Raw genomic sequence first — 19,175 nt, 5'->3', positions numbered from 1 at the left:
TCCCTTTGCTGGCGACCTTGCCACTGCGACCTAGACTCACTCCCTGACAGGGAGGTGTGCTGTGAACAGGATGTTCCGGCCCCACCCGGTGTGCATACTGCACCGGTGTGGGGGTTTAACGCTGATGGAGTTGCTGGTGGTGCTGGCGATCCTGGCCATTGTGCTGGGATTGGTCGCGCCTTCCATGCAATCCCTGTTACAGGGCGCGCGGATGCGCAGCGAGGCAGCGAGATTGCTCGATGCAGTCCAGCTGGCCCGCAGTGAGGCGGCGGCTCGCCACCGCCCGGTAAGTCTCTGCCCGGCCGTTGACGCCGAAGGGGCAGTACCTTCCTGCGGCGGCACCTACGCCGGGGGCTGGCTGGTGTTTGATGGCCCGCCTCCGGCGGACGGTACCGTCGCAGCTGCCAGCCTGCTGCGCAGCTATCCCGCCGTTGCAGCGGGGTATCGAATCGCCACCAGCGATGGCCGGGGGGCCGATGTAGCCTTCTCCTATTACCCGGACGGCGCCACCCGCCGCAACCTCACCCTGTCAGTCTGCTCCATTGCGCAACCACAGTCGCCCGGCTGGAGCCTGGTCATCAACCGGGTGGGGCGGGCCCGCGTGGCGCAGGGCTGGGGGCGTTGTGATGCGACCTGAGCGCAAGGGGCAGGCCGGGGCCAGCCTGCTGGAGGTGGCGATTGCCCTGCTGGTTCTCGGTGTCGGTTTACTGGGGCTGATTCGCCTGCAGGGGCTCGCCCAACAGCAGTTGTACGACGCGGCCCAACGCAGCCTGGCGACCCGCCTGGCCCGGGATGTGCTGGCCAGGATGCAAGACAACCCGGGGGCGCTGGCCTATTACGCAAGCTTGACACCGGTCGCCGCCGCGGAGGCGCAGGCCGGGCCGCCTGCGGCCTGCGCACTGTCCCCATGTTTGCCGAACGAGCGGGCTGCCGCGGATGCCGCCCACTGGCGCCGGGTGCTGGCCGGGCTGGCTCCGGTGCAGGCCGGCCCCCGCGCCGACGGTGGCCTGGTGCAGGGGCTGCTGTGTATCCGCCAGCAGGGTGCCGGGGTAGCGGTGGAAGTTGCCTGGCGGGGAAGCACCAGGGCCGTTGTCGATGATGGCACTGAGCCGCGGTGTGGCGCCGGCAGCGCCGGTATGGATGACGACCTGCGCCGGGCGCTGAGGATGGTGAGCTATGTCCGCACGCCGTAATGCCATTTTTCTGCCACCACGCCTCCGGGGGCTGTCGCTGATCGAGTTGATGATCGCCATGACCCTCGGTTTGCTGTTGCTGTCGGGCCTGATCCTGGTCTACCTGGAGAGCCGGCGCCAGGCGCTGCTGGAGGCGGAGGGCGCGCGCCTGCAACAGAGCGGGCGCTATGCCCTGTCGCTCCTGCAACACGAGCTGACGATGGCGGGATTCTTCGGTGGCTGGCCGGAACCCGGTTTGCTTGCGGCCGATGCCGGTGCGCCGGGCTGCGGTGGGCTCGCGGGATGGGCGCTGGCGCCCGAGCCGGCACTCGATCTGATCGCCGATATCCAAGGCGAAGCGCGGCGCAGTGTGCACGGGCATGACCTGGGCTGCCTGCCCACCGGATCAGGCGCCATCGCCCAGGCTACCGATGTCCTTGTCATCAAACGCAGCGCGGCGCAGGCGACGCTGGAGAACGGTGCCTTTGCCGCAGGAATTTCCGCCGCTGAAGCCTCCCAGTGGTATCTGCGCATTGGCCATGGCGGTGCTGCCTGGCGCTACGTAGGCGAAGGTGAGAACTTCCCGGCTGTGGATCGCGCTCCGGCTTCGGGGGTGAGCTACTGGGAAGTCTACGCCAGTATCTTTTTCATCCGCCCCTGGTCGCAGCCGGGTGACGGCGTGCCTACGCTCTGTGTCGAACGCCTTTCCGCCAACAGCGTGGGGCCGGTGGAGTGCCTGGTGGACGGGGTGGAGGACCTCCAGCTCAGCATCGGTATCGATAGCAACGGCGATGGCAGTGCAGAGCGCTTCACCGACAACCCCGACGCTGTGGAACTGCAGCGGGCGCGGACTGCGCGGGTCGCCCTGCTGCTGCGCAGCCTGGCGCCGGTGCCGGGCCATCGGCGCAGTCTGGAAGAGGGGGATGGCGGTGGGCTGGACCAGGACGGCTATCTCCGCCGCTGGTTCAGCGGCACGGTCAATCTGCACAACCTGAACCTGCCACAGCCGGTGCAGACGCTGTGACCGGGTCTTTTTCTCCGGCGCTGTATCGCCCCGAGACCGGGCTGGTGCTGCCTGTGGCACTGTGCTTTTTACTGCTGCTGACACTGATTGCCGCCACCGCCAGCCAGAACAGTTCGCTGGAGCTGCGCCTTGCGGCGAATGGCGAGCAACAGGAAGTGTTGCGCCAGCAGGCCATTGCCGTGGCCCAGGTGGTGGCGGAGCAGCCCGACCTGTTCACGCCGGGGCTGGCGGCGGGGCAGCAACGCTGTGTCACGGTGGGCGACTGCGCCGTATCCGCATTGCCGCTACCTGACCTCCTGCAGGAGACGGCGGTGGCGGCATCCCGGGTTCATATCGAGCGTATCGAGGCTCCCGCTGGCGGAGCACTGGCACTGCGCACACCGGAGCCCGCGGCATTCAGCGCTACGGCTTTTGCCTTTGAGTGCTTCGAGGTATTCACGGAGCTGGACAACAGCAATCAGCGCGGTGGTCGGGCGGTTTTGGCCGTGGGTATCGGGCGCCGGCTGGGGACGGGAGGAGGTTGGCAATGAGGAAGGCGCTGTGCTGGCAGCTTGTATTGCTGGCCATACTTGCGCCCTGGGCGGCTGCTGACGATGTCGACATCTACCGTGATGCGTCGGCGGGCGGCTACCTGCTGCTGGCGCTGGATCTGCGTCCCTCGGCCTATGAAGTGGCCTGCGACAGTCTCGATACATGTTTGCCGGATAACGCTGCACTGCCGGCCCTGCACAGCCTGTTGGGGGATGGCCACGAGGGAGGTGTGACGCACCTCGACATCGCGCTGGCGCAGTTGCTCAGTCATCTGTCGCAACCGCAACTGGCGTCACTGGAGCTGGCGCTCATGCTGTTTGTGGCCGGGGAGGAGCGTTTGCCAGGTATCTACAGCCCACTGTTTGAGCATCGCGCTGAACTGCTGGAGGACCTGCGGGCCCTTCGCGACCTGACGCCGCCTGAATCCGCTTCTGAAATCTCTGAAGACGCGGTGCTGGCGGCCTGGCGCGACACTCTGGGAGAGGGAGAGCTGGGTCGCCGCTTCGGCCAGTGTCCCCAGCGCAATCGCATCCGGCTGGTTTTGCGGAGCGCCTCTGAGACAGGCGGCACCGCCGCAGCCGCCAGCGGCGCACCATTTGCAGACCTGCTGGATCTGCTGCGGCCGCGCGCCCACAGCCTCGCCGAGCCGGGGCTGTTGTCGGCCGCAGCCGGCGAGACCGTGCAGGTCTTCCTGCCCCTGCTGGGGGTGGCGCCGGGATACACCTGGCCCGGCAACCTGAAAAAGTATTACCTGGGGTCGGACCAGGGTGAGGCAGCGGCACCGCAAGGGCGCTATGTGGACGCAGCCGGGGAGCCGGTTCTGCAGAGTGAGGGCGCAGGTGCGGGGCGTATCAGCCCGCAGGCGCTGAGTGACTGGACCGACCCGGCAGCCTTGCCGTCCTGGGCGGAGGGCGCCGACGGCGACTACGTCAGGCTGGGGGGCTTTGGTGATCGCCTGCGCCAGCAGGCAGCGGGAACGGCCGGCCGGCACCTGTACCTGGAGCCGCCGACGATTAACCCCGGCGAAGCCAACCCGTTGATCGCCCTGAGCCCCGACCAGGCCACACTGGACGCCCTGCCCTATCTGGGCGGGAGCCTCGGCGCCGTTGACCCTGCGGCGACGCTGGACTGGATTCACTGGCTTCGGGGCCAGGATCGCGATGATACGGATGGTGATGGGGATACCCGGGAGGTGCGGCCCTGGCTGCTCGGCGGCCTGTTCCATTCCCGCCCCCTGGTGCTGCGCTATGGCCCGCAGATGGGCGATGGCGTTTCCGGCCCGCGGGTGCGTGTCTTCGTAGGGTCCGGCAGTGGCATGCTCCACGCCATAGACAATACCGATGGCATTACAGAAGACGCCGGGCGCGAGGCCTTCGCCTATCTGCCCCTGGAAATGCTGGCGGACCAGGCACTGCGCCGCGCCGGATTGACAACAGCAAATCAGGGCTTGCTCTATGGAGTCGATGGATCACCGGTGGCGCTGCTCAGGGATCACAACGGAGACGGCCAGATACAGGTGGCCGAGGGCGATCGCGCCCTGCTGTATGTCGGCCTGCGCCGCGGCGGCGCCGCTTACTACGCGCTGGAGGTCAGCGACCCGGCCGAGGCTCCCTCCCTGCGCTGGAAAATCCTGCCTGGTGGCGACTACCCCGAACTGGCGCTGAGTTTTGCCGAGCCCCTGGTGGGGCGGGTACAGTTTGAGGAAAGCCCCCGCGATGTGGTGATTGTCAGCGCCGGCTATCACGGTGGCCGGGACGCCGCTGGCAATCCCCTCGGCAAGGACGCGGGACGCGCCGCGGACCCGCGTGGCAACGCGCTCTACATGGTGGATGCCTTCAGCGGCGAGCTGTTGTGGAAGGCCGTGCAGGGGGAGGGCACCGCGCGCGGCGACACCCGCTTCGAGCACCCTGGGCTGCAACACAGTATCCCCTCGCGGCCCGCCGCCCTGCGCGACAGTCGCGGCCTGATCTACCGGCTCTATGTCGGTGACAGTGGCGGCAACCTGTGGCGGGTGGATGTACCGCCGGGAGAGGGGGAGGGGCATCGGCGGCAGCACTGGTCAGTGACGCAACTGGCGGCATTCAGTGAGGCGGATGACAGTGGCGATCGGCGTTTCTTTCACCCGCCGGATATCGTGCGCGCCCGGGATGGCGAAGGGCGTCCCTTCGACGGCGTGCTGATCGCCAGCGGCAATCGCGCCGCGCCCAATGCAACAGAAACCCGGGACGGACTGTTTTACCTCAGGGATTATGCGGTGGCACCGGGGGCGCCACTGCAAGTACCGCAGGTGCTGACAGCGGCGAACCTGCCAGATCGCAGCGACTGTGCCGTGAGTGGCACGGGCTGCGAGCCGGGGGCCGATGACGTCGCGGTGGCCAGGGGGTGGCGTCTGATGTTTCCCGGTGTCGGCGAGAAGGGCCTGTCGGCGCCGCTCACCGAAGCCGGGACCGCCTACCTCACCAGTTTCGTGCCGGCGACGGAGGAGCAGCGCTGTACAGGTAGCACCGGCCACAGTGTGCTGTATCGCCTGCGACTGTCCGACGCTGGGGCGGCCACAGACGCCGGTGCAGCAGTGAGGGTAGGGGAGGGCCTGTCGCACGGCGTTATTGCCACCGGCGATGGATTGTTGCTGCCGGGCGTGGGCGCACCGGGATTGGACCCCGATTCCTCCCTGCCTCACAAGTTGATTCCGCAGCGGGGGGCCGTTCTCTACCGTCTCTACTGGCGGGAGCCGGGCCGTGATGACCTCTAGGTTGGCAGGCACAGTGAAGGAAAGGGCATTTTCCCTGCTGGAGATGCTGATTGCCCTGTGCGTCGTCGGCCTGTTACTGGGGGTGGCGCTGCCCGGCTATGAGCGGCAACTGCAGCGGGTGAAGCGCAGCACCGCCATCGCGGCACTGGAACACCTGCGGGCGCGGCAGGAGCAGTTCTTTGTTCACCACCGCCGCTATGCCGAAACCTTTGCCGAACTTGGGCTCGGGGAGGGAGCTCACTGTATCGATGCCCAGGGCCAGCAGATCGCGGCAGATGCCCAACAGCGCTGTTACTGCGTCGTACTGGAGGAGGTTACGTCAATGGCCTACGTTTTCCGGGCCACCGCCCAATTGCGACAGCGTCGCGACCGGCAGTGTGTGGAGCTGGTGATTGACCAGCAGGGCAGGCGCAGTGCGTCACCCGGTGCGACGGGGGACTGCTGGTAGCTACTCGTCCAGCTTCAGTTTCTGCAGGCGGTAGCGCAGGCTGCGGAAGCTGATGCCGAGCAGTTTGGCGGTGGCGGTCTTGTTCCAGCGGCACTGCTCCAGGGCGGCGCTGATGATCTGGCGCTCGACATCTTCCAGGTAGCCTTCGAGGTCGCCAAGGGCCGCTTCATAGTCAATGCCGGCACTGTCGTCCCGCGCCGCTTTCGTGCGAACCGCTGGTGTGCGGACGTTCAGTTGCAGGTCGTCAGCGCTGATATGTTCGCCATCGCTCAGCGCCCAGGCCCGCTCCAGAATATTTTCCAGCTCGCGCACATTGCCCGGGAAGGTGTAGGTGTGCAACGCGGCCATGGCATCTTCCTGCAGCCGCGGCCGCCCGTCGCCCTCGCCGGCAATACGCTGGATGATACGTTCCACCAGGGCCGGCAAGTCGTCCAGGCGTTCGCGCAGGGGCGGCACATGGACATCAATCACGTTGATGCGGTAGTAGAGGTCATTGCGAAAACGGCCGGCTTCCACCTCCTGCGCCAGGTTGCGATGGGTGGCGCTGAGCACCCGCACATCGGTGGCGACTTCCTCGCCGCTGCCCACCGGACGCACGGCCTTCTCCTGGATGGCGCGCAGCAGCTTGACCTGCATGGCCAGCGGCAGGTCGGCCACTTCGTCGAGGAACAGGGTGCCGCCTTCGGCGGCCTGGAACAGGCCGGGCTTGTCCCGTGTGGCGCCGGTGAAGCTGCCCTTTACGTGGCCGAACAGTTCGCTCTCCATCAATTCGTGGGGAATGGCGCCGCAGTTGACGGCGACAAAGGGCGCTGTCGCCCGGGGGCCGTGGTTGTGGATCATTCGCGCGACGACTTCCTTGCCGCTGCCGGATTCACCCTGGATGTGCACCGGCGCCTGGCTGCGCGCCAGTTTCAGGGCCTGCTGTCGCAGGGTGGCAATGACGGCGCTGGTGCCGATCAGTTCCTGGCCCCGGCCCGGGATGGCTTGCTGGTCGACGGCGTCTCCGGCATCTGCCATGCGCAGGGCGGTGCTGACCAGGCTGCGCAGGCGCTCCAGTTCGATGGGCTTGCTGATAAAGTCGAATGCACCGGCTTTTAGTGCAGTGATGGCGGTTTCCACACTGCCGTGGGCGGTGATCATCGCCACCGGCACCTGGGGGAAGTCGGCGGCGATGGTTTGCACCAGGCTGATGCCGTTGCCATCGGGCAGGCGCATGTCGGTCAGGCAGAGGCTGGGCGGGTTGTTCCGCAGGTGGCTTTCCGCTTCGCCGAGGGAGGCGGCGCTGACGGTCGCCAGGCCCATCCGGCTCAGGGTGATGTCCAGCAGTTCGCGAATGGCGGGTTCGTCGTCGACGATCAGTACGGTTTGCTTCATCGATTCAGTCTATAAGGCGCGCTTGTTCAGTGCCAGGCGAAAACGGCTTGCGCCGCTGTCGGTGGGCTGGTAACTGAGCGAGGCGTTGTTGATTTCGCACAGCTCCTTGCACAGGTAGAGCCCCATGCCGCTGCCGGACTCCACCGTGGTAAAGAAGGGTTCAAACAGCTTGCCGCGATCGCCCGGCGGCACGCCGCGGCCTTCGTCAATCACGTCGATAAAACACTGGGTGGTCTGGAAATCCAGCGCCACTTCGATGTGGGCACATTCAGAGCCGGTAGCGATTTTGCTGTGGCGCAGGGCGTTGTCCAGCAGGTTGCCGAGCACCCGGCGCAGGTTTTCCGGGTCGAACTCCACCAGCAGATCGCGATAGGGACAGTTGACAGTGACGCTGGCCGGGCGGTTGAGGGTATCGAGGTAGTCGCCGGTAAATTTCGCCAGCCAGTCGGCCAGCAACAGGTATTCCGGCTTTGGCGGTTCGCGGCGGGAGATTTGCATCACGCTCTCCACGATCTGGTTTACCCGCAGGCTGTTCTCCTGAATGATGTCTGTCAGGCGCCTGTCGCCGGGGTCCAGCGAGGGCGATTCCCGCAGCAGTTGTGCGGCGTGGCTGATGGCGCCCAGCGGGTTGCGGATCTCGTGGGCAATACTGGCGGTGAGGCGGCCGAGCGAGGTCAGCTTCAGCGCCTGGGCGTACTGGGTGACCGGCGTATAGTCCTCGACAAACACCAGCGCCTCGCCGTCATTACCGGGCTGCAATTCGCGGAAGTTGGCGATCACCGGCGGCGCGCCTTCCTGTACCTGGAAGGGCTGGGCGCGGTGCAATCCATTGTCGCGCCAGTGGGCGTACTGATAGGCCAGGTCCTCGCTGTACTCCGCCAGCTGTCGGCCCTGCTCCACGGCCATCGGGCGCTCCGGCGCCAGCAGGGTGCTGGCGGCCTTGTTCATCACCCGCACCCGGCCATCCCCCGCGACCAGCAGGATGCCGGTCTGCATGTGCTGGACGATCTGTTCGTTGAGACGCTGCAGGTTGTAGAGGTCGCTGGCGCGGGTGCGCGCCAGTTCCTCGGCCCGCCCCAGCCGGACGGCAATGCCCTGCACCAGCACCGACACGCCAAACAGCAGCAGGCCCAGCAGGCCCGACGGGAACAGGGCGTTGATGTCCAGTTTGCCGATACTGATCAGTCGCACCGTGTCCAGCAGCACCGCCAGCACTGCCAGCGCCGCCACCAGGGTGGCCAGGGTGCGATGGCTGATCATCACCGCGCTGGCGGCTACGGTAATGACCAGCAGCACAGGCAGCCCGCTGATCATGCCGCCACTGGCGTCGGACAACAGGATGATGGCGCCGATATCGACCAGGAATACCAGGAACAGGAAGCGGCGGTTGAGATGCCAGCTGGCTGACAGTGAACCCATCAGGACCACGCTGGTGGCCACGTAGGCGATGGATACGAAAAGATAGAGCGAGGGATTCACCCCGCCCACCAGCTGCCGTGTATTGGGGCTGATCAGCATGACCAGCAGGACCACCGACAGCAGTGAGCGGTAGGCAACGTAGATGCGGAACAGGGTCGTGTTCTGGCGGCTGCTGTTGTGGTTGAGAGGGTTGGTGAGAATCGCTGGCCGGTTCACAGGGCACCGTGGTTGTTGTGGTGGAGTGGCTCGGGACAGCCGGCCTCAGTGTACCAGCACCCAATGCACCTGTGTCGAGGATCTGGCCACCACCGGGGCTGGCGATGGCTGGCGCTTTCCCGGAGAATACGCCCCTGACGCGGTACCGGCAGAGGCAGCATGACAACCCTGAACATTCTGATGGCCCAGATGAATACCCTGGTGGGTGGCTTTGAGGTCAATACCGACAAGGTGATCGAGACCCTGAAACGGGCCGAGTCCACCTGCAGTGCCCCGCTGGTGGTATTTCCCGAGCTCACCCTCAGCGGCTACCCGCCGGAGGATCTGCTGCTGCGCCCGAGTATTGAAATCCGGGTGGCCAAGGCGCTGGAGCAAATCTGCAACGCCATGACCGGCGACGGCTGGATCATACTGGGCTACCCCCGCCGCATCGCCGGCGCCCTGTACAACGTGGCCGGCGTGCTGCACCGGGGCCAGGTGGTCGCGGAGTACCGCAAGCAGTGCCTGCCCAACTACCAGGTGTTTGACGAAAAACGCTACTTCCAGCCCGGTGACGCACCCTGTGTCGTCGACATCCAGGGTGTAAAGGTGGCGCTTACCGTGTGCGAGGATATCTGGGAGCCCGCCCCCACCCGCCAGGCCGCCGAGGCCGGCGCTGAACTGATGATCAATATCAACTCATCTCCCTATCATCGCGGCAAGCGCGACGAGCGCTGGCGTTTGGTCGGTGAGCGCGCCCGCAGCGCCAGCTTGCCCATCGTCTACGTGAACCAGGTGGGCGGGCAGGATGAACTGGTGTTCGACGGCGGCTCTTTCGCCGTGTCCGCCCAGGGTGAGGTCTGCGCCGCGGCGCCCAATTTCGATGAGGGCGAGTACTGGCTGAGGGCCGGCTGCGAGGCCGGCGGCGTAACCTTCAGCGGTCTCGACGTGGCGCCGCCCCTGGACGAGCTGGCTGCCACCTGGCACGCCCTGGTGCTGGGGGTGCGGGATTATGTGAACAAGAACCGTTTTCGCGGTGTGGTGCTGGGCCTGTCCGGCGGGGTGGATTCCGCCCTCACCCTGGCGGTGGCGGTGGAGGCCCTGGGCCCGGAGCGGGTGGAAGCGGTGATGATGCCTTTCCGCTACACCTCGCAGATGAGTGTGGAGGACGCCGCCGAGCAATCCCGCACCCTGGGCGTGAAGCACAAGGTGATTTCCATCGAGCCGATGTACGAGTCCTTTATGGCGTCACTGGCCGAGGAGTTCGCCGGCCTGGCGCCCGACACCACCGAGGAAAACCTGCAGGCGCGCTGCCGCGGGGTGGTGTTGATGTCCATCTCCAACAAGAAGGGCCTGCTGGTGCTGACCACCGGCAACAAGAGCGAGCTGGCGGTGGGCTATTCCACCCTGTACGGGGACATGGCCGGCGGCTTTGACGTATTGAAGGATGTGCCCAAGACCCTGGTCTACGAACTTTGCCGTTACCGCAATGCCTTGGGACCGTGTATCCCCGAGCGGGTGATCGAGCGCCCGCCCTCAGCGGAACTGCGCCCGGACCAGAAAGACCAGGACAGCCTGCCGGAGTACGACGTGCTGGACCGTATCCTGGAGATGTATGTGGAGCAGGACTGCAGCGCCTCAGCTATCATCGCCGCGGGCATGGTGCCGGAAGATGTGCACCGGGTGCTGCGCCTGGTGGACCTGAACGAGTACAAGCGACGCCAGGCGCCGATCGGGGTGCGTATCACCCAGCGCGGCTTCGGCCGCGACCGCCGCTACCCGATCACCTCGGGCTGGACGCTGGGGGATTAACCCTCGTACTGCTCGCGGCTGTCAAACTGCGGCGGCTCGGGCGGATCGAACAGGCCGAAGGTGGCCTTGTTGATCAGGGAGCGCTGCGCGCCCTCGAGGGTGTAGCTGCTCTCGAATTCGCCGTCCCGGTTGAGTGAGGGGTGATCCGGGTAGTTCAGCACCAGCACATCGATGGCGTCCTGGGCCAGGTCGTTCATCCCCAGCAGAATATAGCCCTGGGCCATCACCGCCAGGCCGTCGGCCACGGCGGGGGTGTGCTGGAAGTGCTCCACCACATAGCGGCCGCGGTTGGCCGCGGCCAGATACGCGCCGCGACGGAAATAGTAGTTGGCCACATTGATTTCATTGCGCGCCAGCAGATTGCGCAGGTGGACCATACGGGCCCGGGCGTCGGCCGCGTAGGGACTTGCCGGGAAGCGGGACACCAGCTGGGCGAACTCGGCAAAGGCCTCTTTGGCCTGGCTGGTATCGCGTTTGGTGTCATCGGTGGGCAGGAAGCGCGCGAAGATATCCTGCCCGCCGGAGTAGGCCGCCAGGCCCTTCATGTAGTAGGCGTAGTCGACATTGGGGTGTTGGGGGTGCAGGCGGATAAAACGATCCGCCGCTTCCACGGCCGCCTCGTGCTCGTAGGCGCCGTAGTGGGCGTAAATGATTTCCAGCTGGGACTGCTCGGCGTATTTGCCGAAGGGGTAGCGGGACTCCAGTAGCTGGAGGCTGCGCACCGCCAGGTCGTAGTTGCTATTGTTGAGGTAGCGCTGGGCCTCCTCGTACATCTGCTGCTCGCCGGCGTCGGCGGCAATGTCGGGTCCGTCGTTGCCGGAGCAGGCAGCGAGAGCCCCCGCCAGCAGGATCGGGGCAATGATTTTCAGTGATTTCAACAAGTTGGCAACCGCTCGCGTGTTAGACTTGACGGGACTGTGGTGGCGTATTTAACCACAGTGGCGCAAGGGCTTAAACAGGGCGCCAATCGCATTCAATCCGGCCGCCGGGCGGCCAACAGCACAGCAGGTATACAGATGGCGGACACCATCCGCGAACAGGCCACCATTCCGGCCGAACTTGACGGCGAGCGACTCGATGCCGCCGCCGCACAACTCTTCCCCGATTTCTCCCGCTCCCGTCTGCAGAGCTGGATCAAACGCGGCGAATTGCTGTTGGACGGCGTCAGTTGCCGCCCCCGGGACAAGGTGCGCGAAGGCGGTCAACTCACGCTGGACGCGGAGCTTGAGGACGAAGTGAGCTGGCAGCCCCAGGCCATCGACCTCGATATCGTCTACGAAGACGACAGTATGCTGGTGCTGAACAAGCCCGCCGGATTGGTGGTGCACCCGGCTGCCGGCCACGCTGATGGCACCCTGGTCAACGCCCTGTTGAATCACGCCCCGGGCATGGCGCAGTTGCCGCGCGGCGGAATCGTGCACCGCCTGGACATGGAAACCTCCGGCCTGATGGTGGCCGCCAAAACCCTGCAGGCCCACCACGACCTGGTGGACCAGCTGCAGGCCCGCACCGTCAAACGCCAGTACTGCGCAGTGTGCATCGGCGCCATGACCGGCGGCGGCACTATCGATGCGCCCATGGGCCGCCATCCGCGCTCGCGCAAGAAAATGGCGGTGTTGTCGGTGGGCGGTAAACCCGCGGTCACCCACTACCGTATCGCCAAGCGCTTCGGTCACCACACCCGTATCGCCGTTACCCTGGAGACCGGCCGCACCCACCAGATTCGTGTGCACATGGCCCACCGCAAATACCCGCTGATCGGCGACCCCACTTACGGCGGCCGCCCGCGCATCCCCAAGGGGGCCTCCCAGCGGCTGATCGAAACACTGCGCGGCTTCCCCCGCCAGGCCCTGCACGCCGAGGCCCTGGGGCTCGAGCACCCCGCAACAGGCGAGCCCATGCACTTTGAGTGCCCGCTGCCGCGTGACATCGAGGACCTGCTCACCGTGCTGGCCGAAGACGATCCGCCCATCGCGAAGCGGGACTACTGAGATGATCATCCCCGCCGACTGGCCCGCCCCGGGCGGCGTGATTGCTTTCAGTACCACCCGGGCCGGTGGCCATTCCCGGCCCCCCTGCCAGGGCCTGAACCTGGGGCATCACGTCGGCGACGATCCCATGCATGTCGCCGCCAACCGGCAGCAGTTACGGCAGCACCTGCCAGAGGGTTGCGATTTGCAGTGGCTCAACCAGGTGCACGGCACCGCCGTTGTAGCCGCGCGTGGGGACGGTATTCCCGAGGCAGACGCCGCGGTCAGTACCGAGCCCGGCATCGCCTGCACCGTACTCACCGCCGACTGCCTGCCGGTTCTGTTCTGTGATCGCGATGCCACCTGTGTTGCCGCCGCCCACGCCGGCTGGCGCGGCCTGCAGGCCGGCGTGCTCGAAGCCACCGTGGCCGCCATGCCCTGTGACCCCGACGAGCTGCTGGCCTGGCTCGGTCCCGCTATCGGCCCCGCCGCCTTTGAAGTCGGCCCGGAGGTGCGCGAAGCGTTTTGTCAAAGCGCGGCTTCGCGTCATAGTGCGGTATCAGTTCGCGGTGAGGACGTGGCCAGCTGCTTTACCCCGTCATCCCGGCCCGGCCGCTTCCTGGCGGATATCTTCCAGCTGGCACGGCTGCGCCTTGCCTCCGCGGGGGTGAGCGCGGTCTACGGTGGCGGCCTGTGTACCTTCAGTGACGAAGAGCGTTTCTTTTCCTATCGCCGGGACGGGCAGACCGGGCGCATGGCGTCGGTAATTTGCTTCGCTACCTGAGCGGCTGTTGAAAAATCCTGCCTGAGGGCGCGGTGTCTGCGACAATGCCCGCATCGACAAGGGCGAAGACCGGGGACACACCCATGAGCAAACCATGGATCAATCGCGCCATCGCCATTATCGAGGCGGATATCCAGCGCTCCTCCGATACGCATTTGCTCAAGGTGGAACTGCCCGCCGTCGAGCACGTATCGCTCTATCTGAAGGACGAATCGACCCACCCCACCGGCAGTCTCAAGCACCGGCTGGCCCGCTCCCTGTTCCTGTACGGGCTCTGCAACGGCCTGATTCAGGAGGACACGCCGATCATCGAGGCCTCCTCCGGCAGTACGGCCATCTCCGAAGCCTACTTCGCCCAGTTGCTCGGCCTGCCATTCATTGCCGTGATTCCCCGCGGCACCTCCCAGGAAAAGATCGACAAGATCACCTTCTACAATGGCCAGTGCCACCTGGTCGAGGCGAAGGACATCTATGCGGAATCCGCACGGCTGGCCGATGAACTGGGTGGCCATTACATGGACCAGTTCACCTACGCTGAACGGGCCACTGACTGGCGGGGGAACAACAATATTGCGGAGTCCATCTATGCGCAGATGGCGCTGGAACCCCTGCCGGTCCCTGCGTGGATCGTGGTCGGCGCGGGGACCGGCGGCACCTCGGCGACGATCGGTCGCTTTATCCGCTACAAATGCCACCCCACCCGGCTGTGCGTGGCCGACCCGGAGCACTCGGTGTTCTTTGACTACTTCCACAGCGGCGACCGTTCGCTGGTGTCGCAGCAGGGGTCCCGCATCGAGGGGATCGGCCGGCCCCGGGTGGAGCCCTCCTTCGTCGCCTCGGTTATCGACGAGATGATCAAGGTGCCGGACGCCGCCTCCTACGCCACCATCCACTTTCTGGAGAAGCTGCTCAACCGTCGCTGCGGCGGATCGACCGGCACCAATCTCTACGCGGCCTTCCAGCTCATCTCCCGCCTGAATGCCGAGGGTCGCAAGGCCAGCGTGGTATCCATGATCTGCGATTCCGGAGAGCGCTACCTGAATACTTACTACAACCCGCAGTGGCTCGCAGACAACGGGTTTGAAATTGCGCCCTACCAGCGGCAACTGGACGATTTCTACACAACGGGGTTGCTGGCGCCGCTCTGAGGAGCAGTAGCTGCGGTGACTGCAGCTGGACCTCTCGCTGGCGGGCACCTATGGTTAAGTGACACGGTGAAGGGAGATTCTGAGTGGCTTACCTGCGACTGATAATACTGTTTGTATGCCTGCAACTACCCGCCCCGGCCTTCGCGGGTTTGCCCTCCCGCCTGGAGACAGTGCCCGATGCCTGCGGCTACCTCACCGAGGACGTGGCCAGCAACACCCTGCTGCGCGAGGTGAAGCCGGTAGCATCCAATGAGCATATTCCCGTGTTCTACAGCCAGTGCGAGTACACCGCATTGGGCGGGGGCCGGCGGGCCCTGCGCTTTCTGTTCAAATTCATGGTGAAAGAGATGTTCGACCCGGCGCAGCTGCCTCCGGAGCAACTGGATTTCAACGCCGGCTTTGCCGAGGGCGGCTTGAGCTACAGCGAAAAGCTGCAGTACCCCGGGGAGCTGACCTACATCTTCCACGACCGCGACACGACATCCATCCTGGTTATCACCGGTATCGACGGTCCGCCGGACGGTGCGGGAGAGGCCTCCACCCTGATAGCGTCCTACCGCCTGATCGACGGCGACCGGTCGCCGCAGGAGCGCAGGGATGTGTTGATAAAGTTTCCCTGGAAGCACTTGATCGATATCAGTAAATCGCAGTGAGGCCGGCGCCGGAGGTGCGCGGGGCCTTCTATCAAGGCGCGGTTTCCGGCCAGGTTGAGGACACCGACAACTGCATTCCCCCTCATCTCGACACAGCCCATTGACCGCGTCAATCGCGCTGTTCAAACGCTCTGAATCTGAAATTCCCGTGTGACGGTTCCCGACAAGTTGACTGCCTTCGCGCCCCCGCGTGGAGTTGGTCGCTTCGTACTCTGCCTGCCCTCCCTGTGTCGTCGGTTTCTTCAGACCGATATCCAGCCTGGTGTCACCCTACTCAGGCGGTGAATGGTGGGTGCAGGAATACCCTGTCTGTAAGCGATGAATTCAGTTTCGCGCCAATGAATGAAAACTTTCATTAAATATATTGACTGAAACTAAACTTGCAATTAAGTTGGAGCAATGATGAAAAAACAGGCAACTACAGTCGAGGCGGCCGTTTCCGGCCTGCGAGGGCGCATCGTCGAGCACGGCGCCTCCCTGTCACCCCAGCAGCGGGTGATTGCGGACTATCTGCTGGCGCATCTCGAGGAGGCGCCCTTTCTGTCGATTCTGGAAGTGTCCGAGCGCACCGGGGCATCCGAGGCAACGGTGGTTCGCTTTGCCCAGCGCATCGGCTACAAGGGCTATGCGGGCCTGAAGATGGCTCTGGTTGAGGCGCTGCGGGAAGAGCGTGGCAGCGGTCGCCGCACGACAGCCTCCGCCGCAACCCAGGCGCCGCTGGCGGCGGTAGCGCGACTGGCCCAGCACAATATCGAGGCGACGCTGGCCAGTGTCGACGGGAGTGAGTTTGAGGCGGTGGCGCAGCAGCTCGCCGGCGCCGACCACCTGTTCACCTTCGGGTTGGGTATCTCGGCCCACCTCGCCGACCTGGCCGCCTACCTGTTCACCGAGCACGGGTTGCGTGTCAACAGCCTGACCACGCGCTACACCTCGCCGCGGGAGCAGCTGGTAGCCCTGCGGCCGGGTGACGCGGTGCTCGCCTTCTCGCTGCCGCCGTATTCCCGGGAAACCCTCGAAGTGCTGCGCGAAGCACGGGAGCGCGGTGCCACAACGGTGGTGGTGACCGATCGCGCCACCGCTCCGGCTGTTTCGCTGGTGGATCATGCGTTGACGGTGTCCTGCCAGGGCATGACGTTTACCAGTACCACGGCGGCAATCGATGTTGTGCTGAATGCCCTGGTCATGGCCATTGGCGCCCACCACCGGGAGGAGGCGCTGGAGGCCATCTCCCGCATCAACCAGATACTTGAAGGGGATAGCAGCCTTGTCGACTGAGGTCCCCGCTGTGGCGGCCGGCGGTGCACAGCGCTGGCTGCCCGACACCTACCTGATCCTGGCCGGCATTGCGTTGCTGGTGTTCGGGCTCGGCTTTGTGGTGGAGCCGGGTGTGTTTCTACTGGTTGAGGGAGCAGCTGACGCGGCGCCCCGGGTCGACCCGGACAGTTTCCGAACCGTGGCCGGCCAGCCCCTGGCCCTGTTCGCCGCTGACGGACAGCGGGGCCTGTTCAACGCGCTTTACGAGGGCCTGGTGTCCGGTAGCCGCAGTGGCGGCGCCGTCGGCATCATGGCCTTCATCCTGCTTACGGGCGGCGCCTTCGGTATTGTCACTGCCACCGGTGCGGTGGATCGCGGCATTGGTGCGATGACGGGGCTGGCGCGCGGGGACGGTCGAATCCTGCTGGCGGTCCTGTTTCTGATGTTTTCCCTGTCCGGAGCGGTATTCGGTATGGGCGAGGAGGTGGCCCCCTTTGTACTGGTCCTGATGCCGGTACTGCAGCGTCTGGGTTACAGCGCCAGCACGGTGGTGATGGTGACCTATCTCGCCACCCAGGTCGGCTTTGCCACTTCCTGGATGAACCCCTTCAGTCTCGCCATCGCCCAGGGCATTGCCGGCCTGCCCCTGCTGTCGGGGCTGTCACTGCGGCTGGTGATGTGGGCTGTGTTTACCCTGCTGAGCCTGGTCTGGGTGTTGCGCCTGGCACGCCGGGAGCGGCGTGCGGTCGTGCCGGAGGCGGGCGTCAGCGCGCCGCTACCCGGGCTGGGCTGGGGTGACAGGCTGGTATTGCTGGCGCTGGCGGCCACCCTGGCCTGGTTGATCTGGGGTGTGGCCCGGGCCGGTTACTACCTGCCTGAAATCGCCACCCAGTTTGTGGTGCTGGGCGCGGTTGCGGCCGTGCTCGGTGTTGTCTTTGGTCTGAATGGCATGAGTGGTAACAGCGCCATGGCCGCCTTCAGGCGGGGCGCCAGCGACCTTCTGCCCGCCGCGCTCGTGGTGGGCTTTGCCCGCGGCATTGTTTACCTGATGGGCGGCGATGACCCGCAGCAGCCAAGCCTGCTGAACACCCTGCTGTTCCACGCCACCCAGGCGCTGGACGGCCTGCCGGCGACGGCCGCTGCCTGGCTGATGCTGCTTGGCCAGAGTGTGTTCAATTTCTTTGTCAGCTCCGGCTCCGGCCAGGCGGCGCTGACCATGCCCCTGATGGCGCCGCTGGGCGACCTGGTCGGCGTCAGCCGCCAGGTCAGCGTGCTCGCTTTTCAGTTGGGAGACGGCCTCAGCAATCTGGTGGTGCCCACCTCCGCCGGCCTGATGGCAAGCCTCGGCGCCGCGCGGCTCGACTGGGCGCTCTGGTTGCGCGCCAGTGCCGGCTTGTTCCTGGGGTTGTGGCTGCTGGCCAGTGTGTTTGTCGTGGTCGCAGTGCTGATCGGATACCAGTAGGAGAAATCATGTTAACGCTGATACGCAACGCCGAGGTGCACTCGCCCCGGGCTCTGGGTGTGCAGGATGTACTGGTGGCGGACGGGCGCATCGCCGCGGTGGGTCAGGACCTGTCCCTGTCCGGCACTGGCGTCGAGGAAATCGATGCCCGCGGCCTGTGGCTGCTCCCCGGTTTTGTCGACCTGCTGACCCACCCCTGTGGCGGTGGCGGTGAAGGGGGGTTTGGTAATCGCACGGCGGAACTCTCCGCCGAAGACTTGCTGCGCGCGGGGGTGACCACCGCCGTGGGTGCCCTGGGTACTGATTCGCTTTGCCGCAGCCCGGAGGTGCTTTACGGGGCTATCATGGCGCTGCGCGCCAGGGGGCTTGGGGCCTACATGTACAGCGGCGCCTACCGTGTGCCCCCGGTCACCCTGACCGGCGATGTGGCGCGCGACCTGGTGCTGGTCGAACCGGTGTTGGGAGTGGGCGAGGTGGCGATTGCCGATCACCGCGGCAGCCATCCCAGCGCGGCGGAGCTGGTACGCCTGGCCGCCGATGTGCAGCTCGGTGCGACCCTGGCGGGCAAGCGCGGTACGGTGCTGGTGCATGTGGGCGGTGGCGAGCAGCGCCTGGCCCTGCTGCGGGAGGCCCTGGCCAGCGCCGATCTGCCCCGCGACAGCTTTCTTCCCACCCATGCCAATCGTTCGCGGGCGCTATTCGAAGAGGCCCAGGCCCTTGCCCTGGATGGCGCCTGGATCGATTTCACGGTGTCCACCACGCCGGAGTTTATTGCCGAGGGGGAAGTGCCCGCACTCGACGCCCTGCTTGAGGCAGTGGCCTGCGGCGTCCCCCCGGACCGTCTCACCGTTTCTTCCGACGCCGGCGGCTCTCTGCCGCTCTATGTCGACGGTGAACTGCGAGGCCTGCAACAGGCGGGCCCCGGGGTGCTGTTGCAATTACTGGCGGAAGCTGCAGCGCGGGGCGAACACTTTGAGGCGGTGCTGGGCGCACTGACCGCCAACCCTTCTGCTGCCCTGGGCCTCGCCGGCAAGGGCCGTATCGCTCCCGGAGCCGATGCCGATTTGCTGCTGTATGACCCCGCCGCCGGGCAGCTCGAGGCCGTGAGCTGCCGCGGGCGCTGGCTGTTGCGTGATGGTCACTGTCACTGCCCCCGGATTTCAACTTTCTAAGACCA

General features: G+C 65.7%; 17 protein-coding genes. 14 read left to right on the top strand and 3 right to left on the bottom strand.

Going from position 1 to position 19,175, the window contains the following annotated elements; genetic code table 11:
• The first annotated feature begins 70 nt into the window (after positions 1-70).
• From FVW59_RS15635 to FVW59_RS15610, 6 genes are read left to right on the top strand one after another with little or no spacing between them, the layout of a single operon-like run.
• On the top strand, positions 71-637 hold the full coding sequence (locus FVW59_RS15635; RefSeq protein WP_246139773.1) for a GspH/FimT family pseudopilin: 567 nt from the start codon (positions 71-73) through the stop codon (positions 635-637).
• On the top strand, positions 627-1,193 hold the full coding sequence (gene pilV / locus FVW59_RS15630) for a type IV pilus modification protein PilV (RefSeq protein WP_246139772.1): 567 nt from the start codon (positions 627-629) through the stop codon (positions 1,191-1,193). Before FVW59_RS15635 ends, pilV begins: the two co-directional genes overlap by 11 nt.
• The gene (locus tag FVW59_RS15625) at positions 1,177-2,196 is read left to right on the top strand and encodes a PilW family protein (RefSeq protein WP_148065293.1); all 1,020 of its coding nucleotides are present in this window, start codon (positions 1,177-1,179) and stop codon (positions 2,194-2,196) included. The genes pilV and FVW59_RS15625 overlap by 17 nt, the downstream gene beginning before the upstream one ends.
• Complete coding sequence (locus FVW59_RS15620) at positions 2,193-2,726, top strand: hypothetical protein (RefSeq protein ID WP_148065292.1); 534 nt, start codon at positions 2,193-2,195, stop codon at positions 2,724-2,726. Before FVW59_RS15625 ends, FVW59_RS15620 begins: the two co-directional genes overlap by 4 nt.
• Entirely contained in the window at positions 2,723-5,479 is a 2,757-nt protein-coding gene (locus tag FVW59_RS15615) for a pilus assembly protein (protein WP_148065291.1), read from the top strand. The genes FVW59_RS15620 and FVW59_RS15615 overlap by 4 nt, the downstream gene beginning before the upstream one ends.
• Positions 5,469-5,927 (top strand): type IV pilin protein, encoded by a 459-nt coding sequence (locus tag FVW59_RS15610; RefSeq protein ID WP_148065290.1) that lies wholly within the window; start codon positions 5,469-5,471, stop codon positions 5,925-5,927. The genes FVW59_RS15615 and FVW59_RS15610 overlap by 11 nt, the downstream gene beginning before the upstream one ends.
• Here FVW59_RS15610 and FVW59_RS15605 read toward each other — a convergent pair whose 3' ends face one another.
• Both FVW59_RS15605 and FVW59_RS15600 read right to left on the bottom strand, forming a co-directional pair.
• Positions 5,928-7,301 carry a sigma-54-dependent transcriptional regulator gene (locus tag FVW59_RS15605; protein ID WP_148065289.1) on the bottom strand — a complete coding sequence of 458 codons (1,374 nt, stop codon included), beginning with the start codon at positions 7,299-7,301 and terminating at the stop codon, positions 5,928-5,930. It lies immediately after the preceding gene.
• A 9-nt stretch (positions 7,302-7,310) separates the two neighbouring features.
• The gene (locus FVW59_RS15600) at positions 7,311-8,936 is read right to left on the bottom strand and encodes a sensor histidine kinase (protein ID WP_246139758.1); all 1,626 of its coding nucleotides are present in this window, start codon (positions 8,934-8,936) and stop codon (positions 7,311-7,313) included.
• A 159-nt stretch (positions 8,937-9,095) separates the two neighbouring features.
• Between FVW59_RS15600 and FVW59_RS15595 the strand changes: the two genes are divergently transcribed.
• Complete coding sequence (locus FVW59_RS15595; protein WP_148065288.1) at positions 9,096-10,727, top strand: NAD+ synthase; 1,632 nt, start codon at positions 9,096-9,098, stop codon at positions 10,725-10,727.
• Here FVW59_RS15595 and FVW59_RS15590 read toward each other — a convergent pair.
• Positions 10,724-11,605 carry an outer membrane protein assembly factor BamD gene (locus FVW59_RS15590; protein ID WP_222711538.1) on the bottom strand — a complete coding sequence of 294 codons (882 nt, stop codon included), beginning with the start codon at positions 11,603-11,605 and terminating at the stop codon, positions 10,724-10,726. The genes FVW59_RS15595 and FVW59_RS15590 overlap by 4 nt on opposite strands.
• 138 nt (positions 11,606-11,743) lie before the next feature.
• Between FVW59_RS15590 and rluD the strand changes: the two genes are divergently transcribed.
• The 7 genes from rluD (at position 11,744) to FVW59_RS15555 (ending at position 19,170) form a co-directional block, all read left to right on the top strand.
• Positions 11,744-12,718: a 23S rRNA pseudouridine(1911/1915/1917) synthase RluD gene (gene rluD / locus FVW59_RS15585; protein WP_148065287.1), complete on the top strand. Its 975-nt coding sequence runs from the start codon at positions 11,744-11,746 to the stop codon at positions 12,716-12,718.
• Between the two features lies 1 nt (position 12,719).
• On the top strand, positions 12,720-13,481 hold the full coding sequence (pgeF, locus tag FVW59_RS15580; RefSeq protein ID WP_148065286.1) for a peptidoglycan editing factor PgeF: 762 nt from the start codon (positions 12,720-12,722) through the stop codon (positions 13,479-13,481).
• Positions 13,482-13,564: 83 nt separating this feature from the next.
• Positions 13,565-14,629, top strand: coding sequence for a PLP-dependent cysteine synthase family protein (locus FVW59_RS15575; RefSeq protein ID WP_148065285.1), 1,065 nt, complete (start codon positions 13,565-13,567; stop codon positions 14,627-14,629).
• 83 nt (positions 14,630-14,712) lie between these two features.
• Positions 14,713-15,282 carry a hypothetical protein gene (locus FVW59_RS15570; RefSeq protein ID WP_148065284.1) on the top strand — a complete coding sequence of 190 codons (570 nt, stop codon included), beginning with the start codon at positions 14,713-14,715 and terminating at the stop codon, positions 15,280-15,282.
• A 402-nt stretch (positions 15,283-15,684) separates the two neighbouring features.
• Positions 15,685-16,557: a MurR/RpiR family transcriptional regulator gene (locus FVW59_RS15565; protein WP_187275925.1), complete on the top strand. Its 873-nt coding sequence runs from the start codon at positions 15,685-15,687 to the stop codon at positions 16,555-16,557.
• Positions 16,547-17,998 (top strand): putative basic amino acid antiporter YfcC, encoded by a 1,452-nt coding sequence (gene yfcC, locus FVW59_RS15560; protein WP_246139757.1) that lies wholly within the window; start codon positions 16,547-16,549, stop codon positions 17,996-17,998. The genes FVW59_RS15565 and yfcC overlap by 11 nt, the downstream gene beginning before the upstream one ends.
• A gap of 8 nt (positions 17,999-18,006) precedes the next feature.
• Positions 18,007-19,170 (top strand): amidohydrolase family protein, encoded by a 1,164-nt coding sequence (locus FVW59_RS15555; protein WP_148065281.1) that lies wholly within the window; start codon positions 18,007-18,009, stop codon positions 19,168-19,170.
• Positions 19,171-19,175: the final 5 nt, after the last annotated feature.

This window comes from Parahaliea aestuarii, from assembly GCF_008064635.1.
Lineage (GTDB): Bacteria > Pseudomonadota > Gammaproteobacteria > Pseudomonadales > Halieaceae > Parahaliea > Parahaliea aestuarii.
Note: the sequence above shows the minus strand (reverse complement) of the source record. Positions and strands in the feature narration are given on the sequence as shown.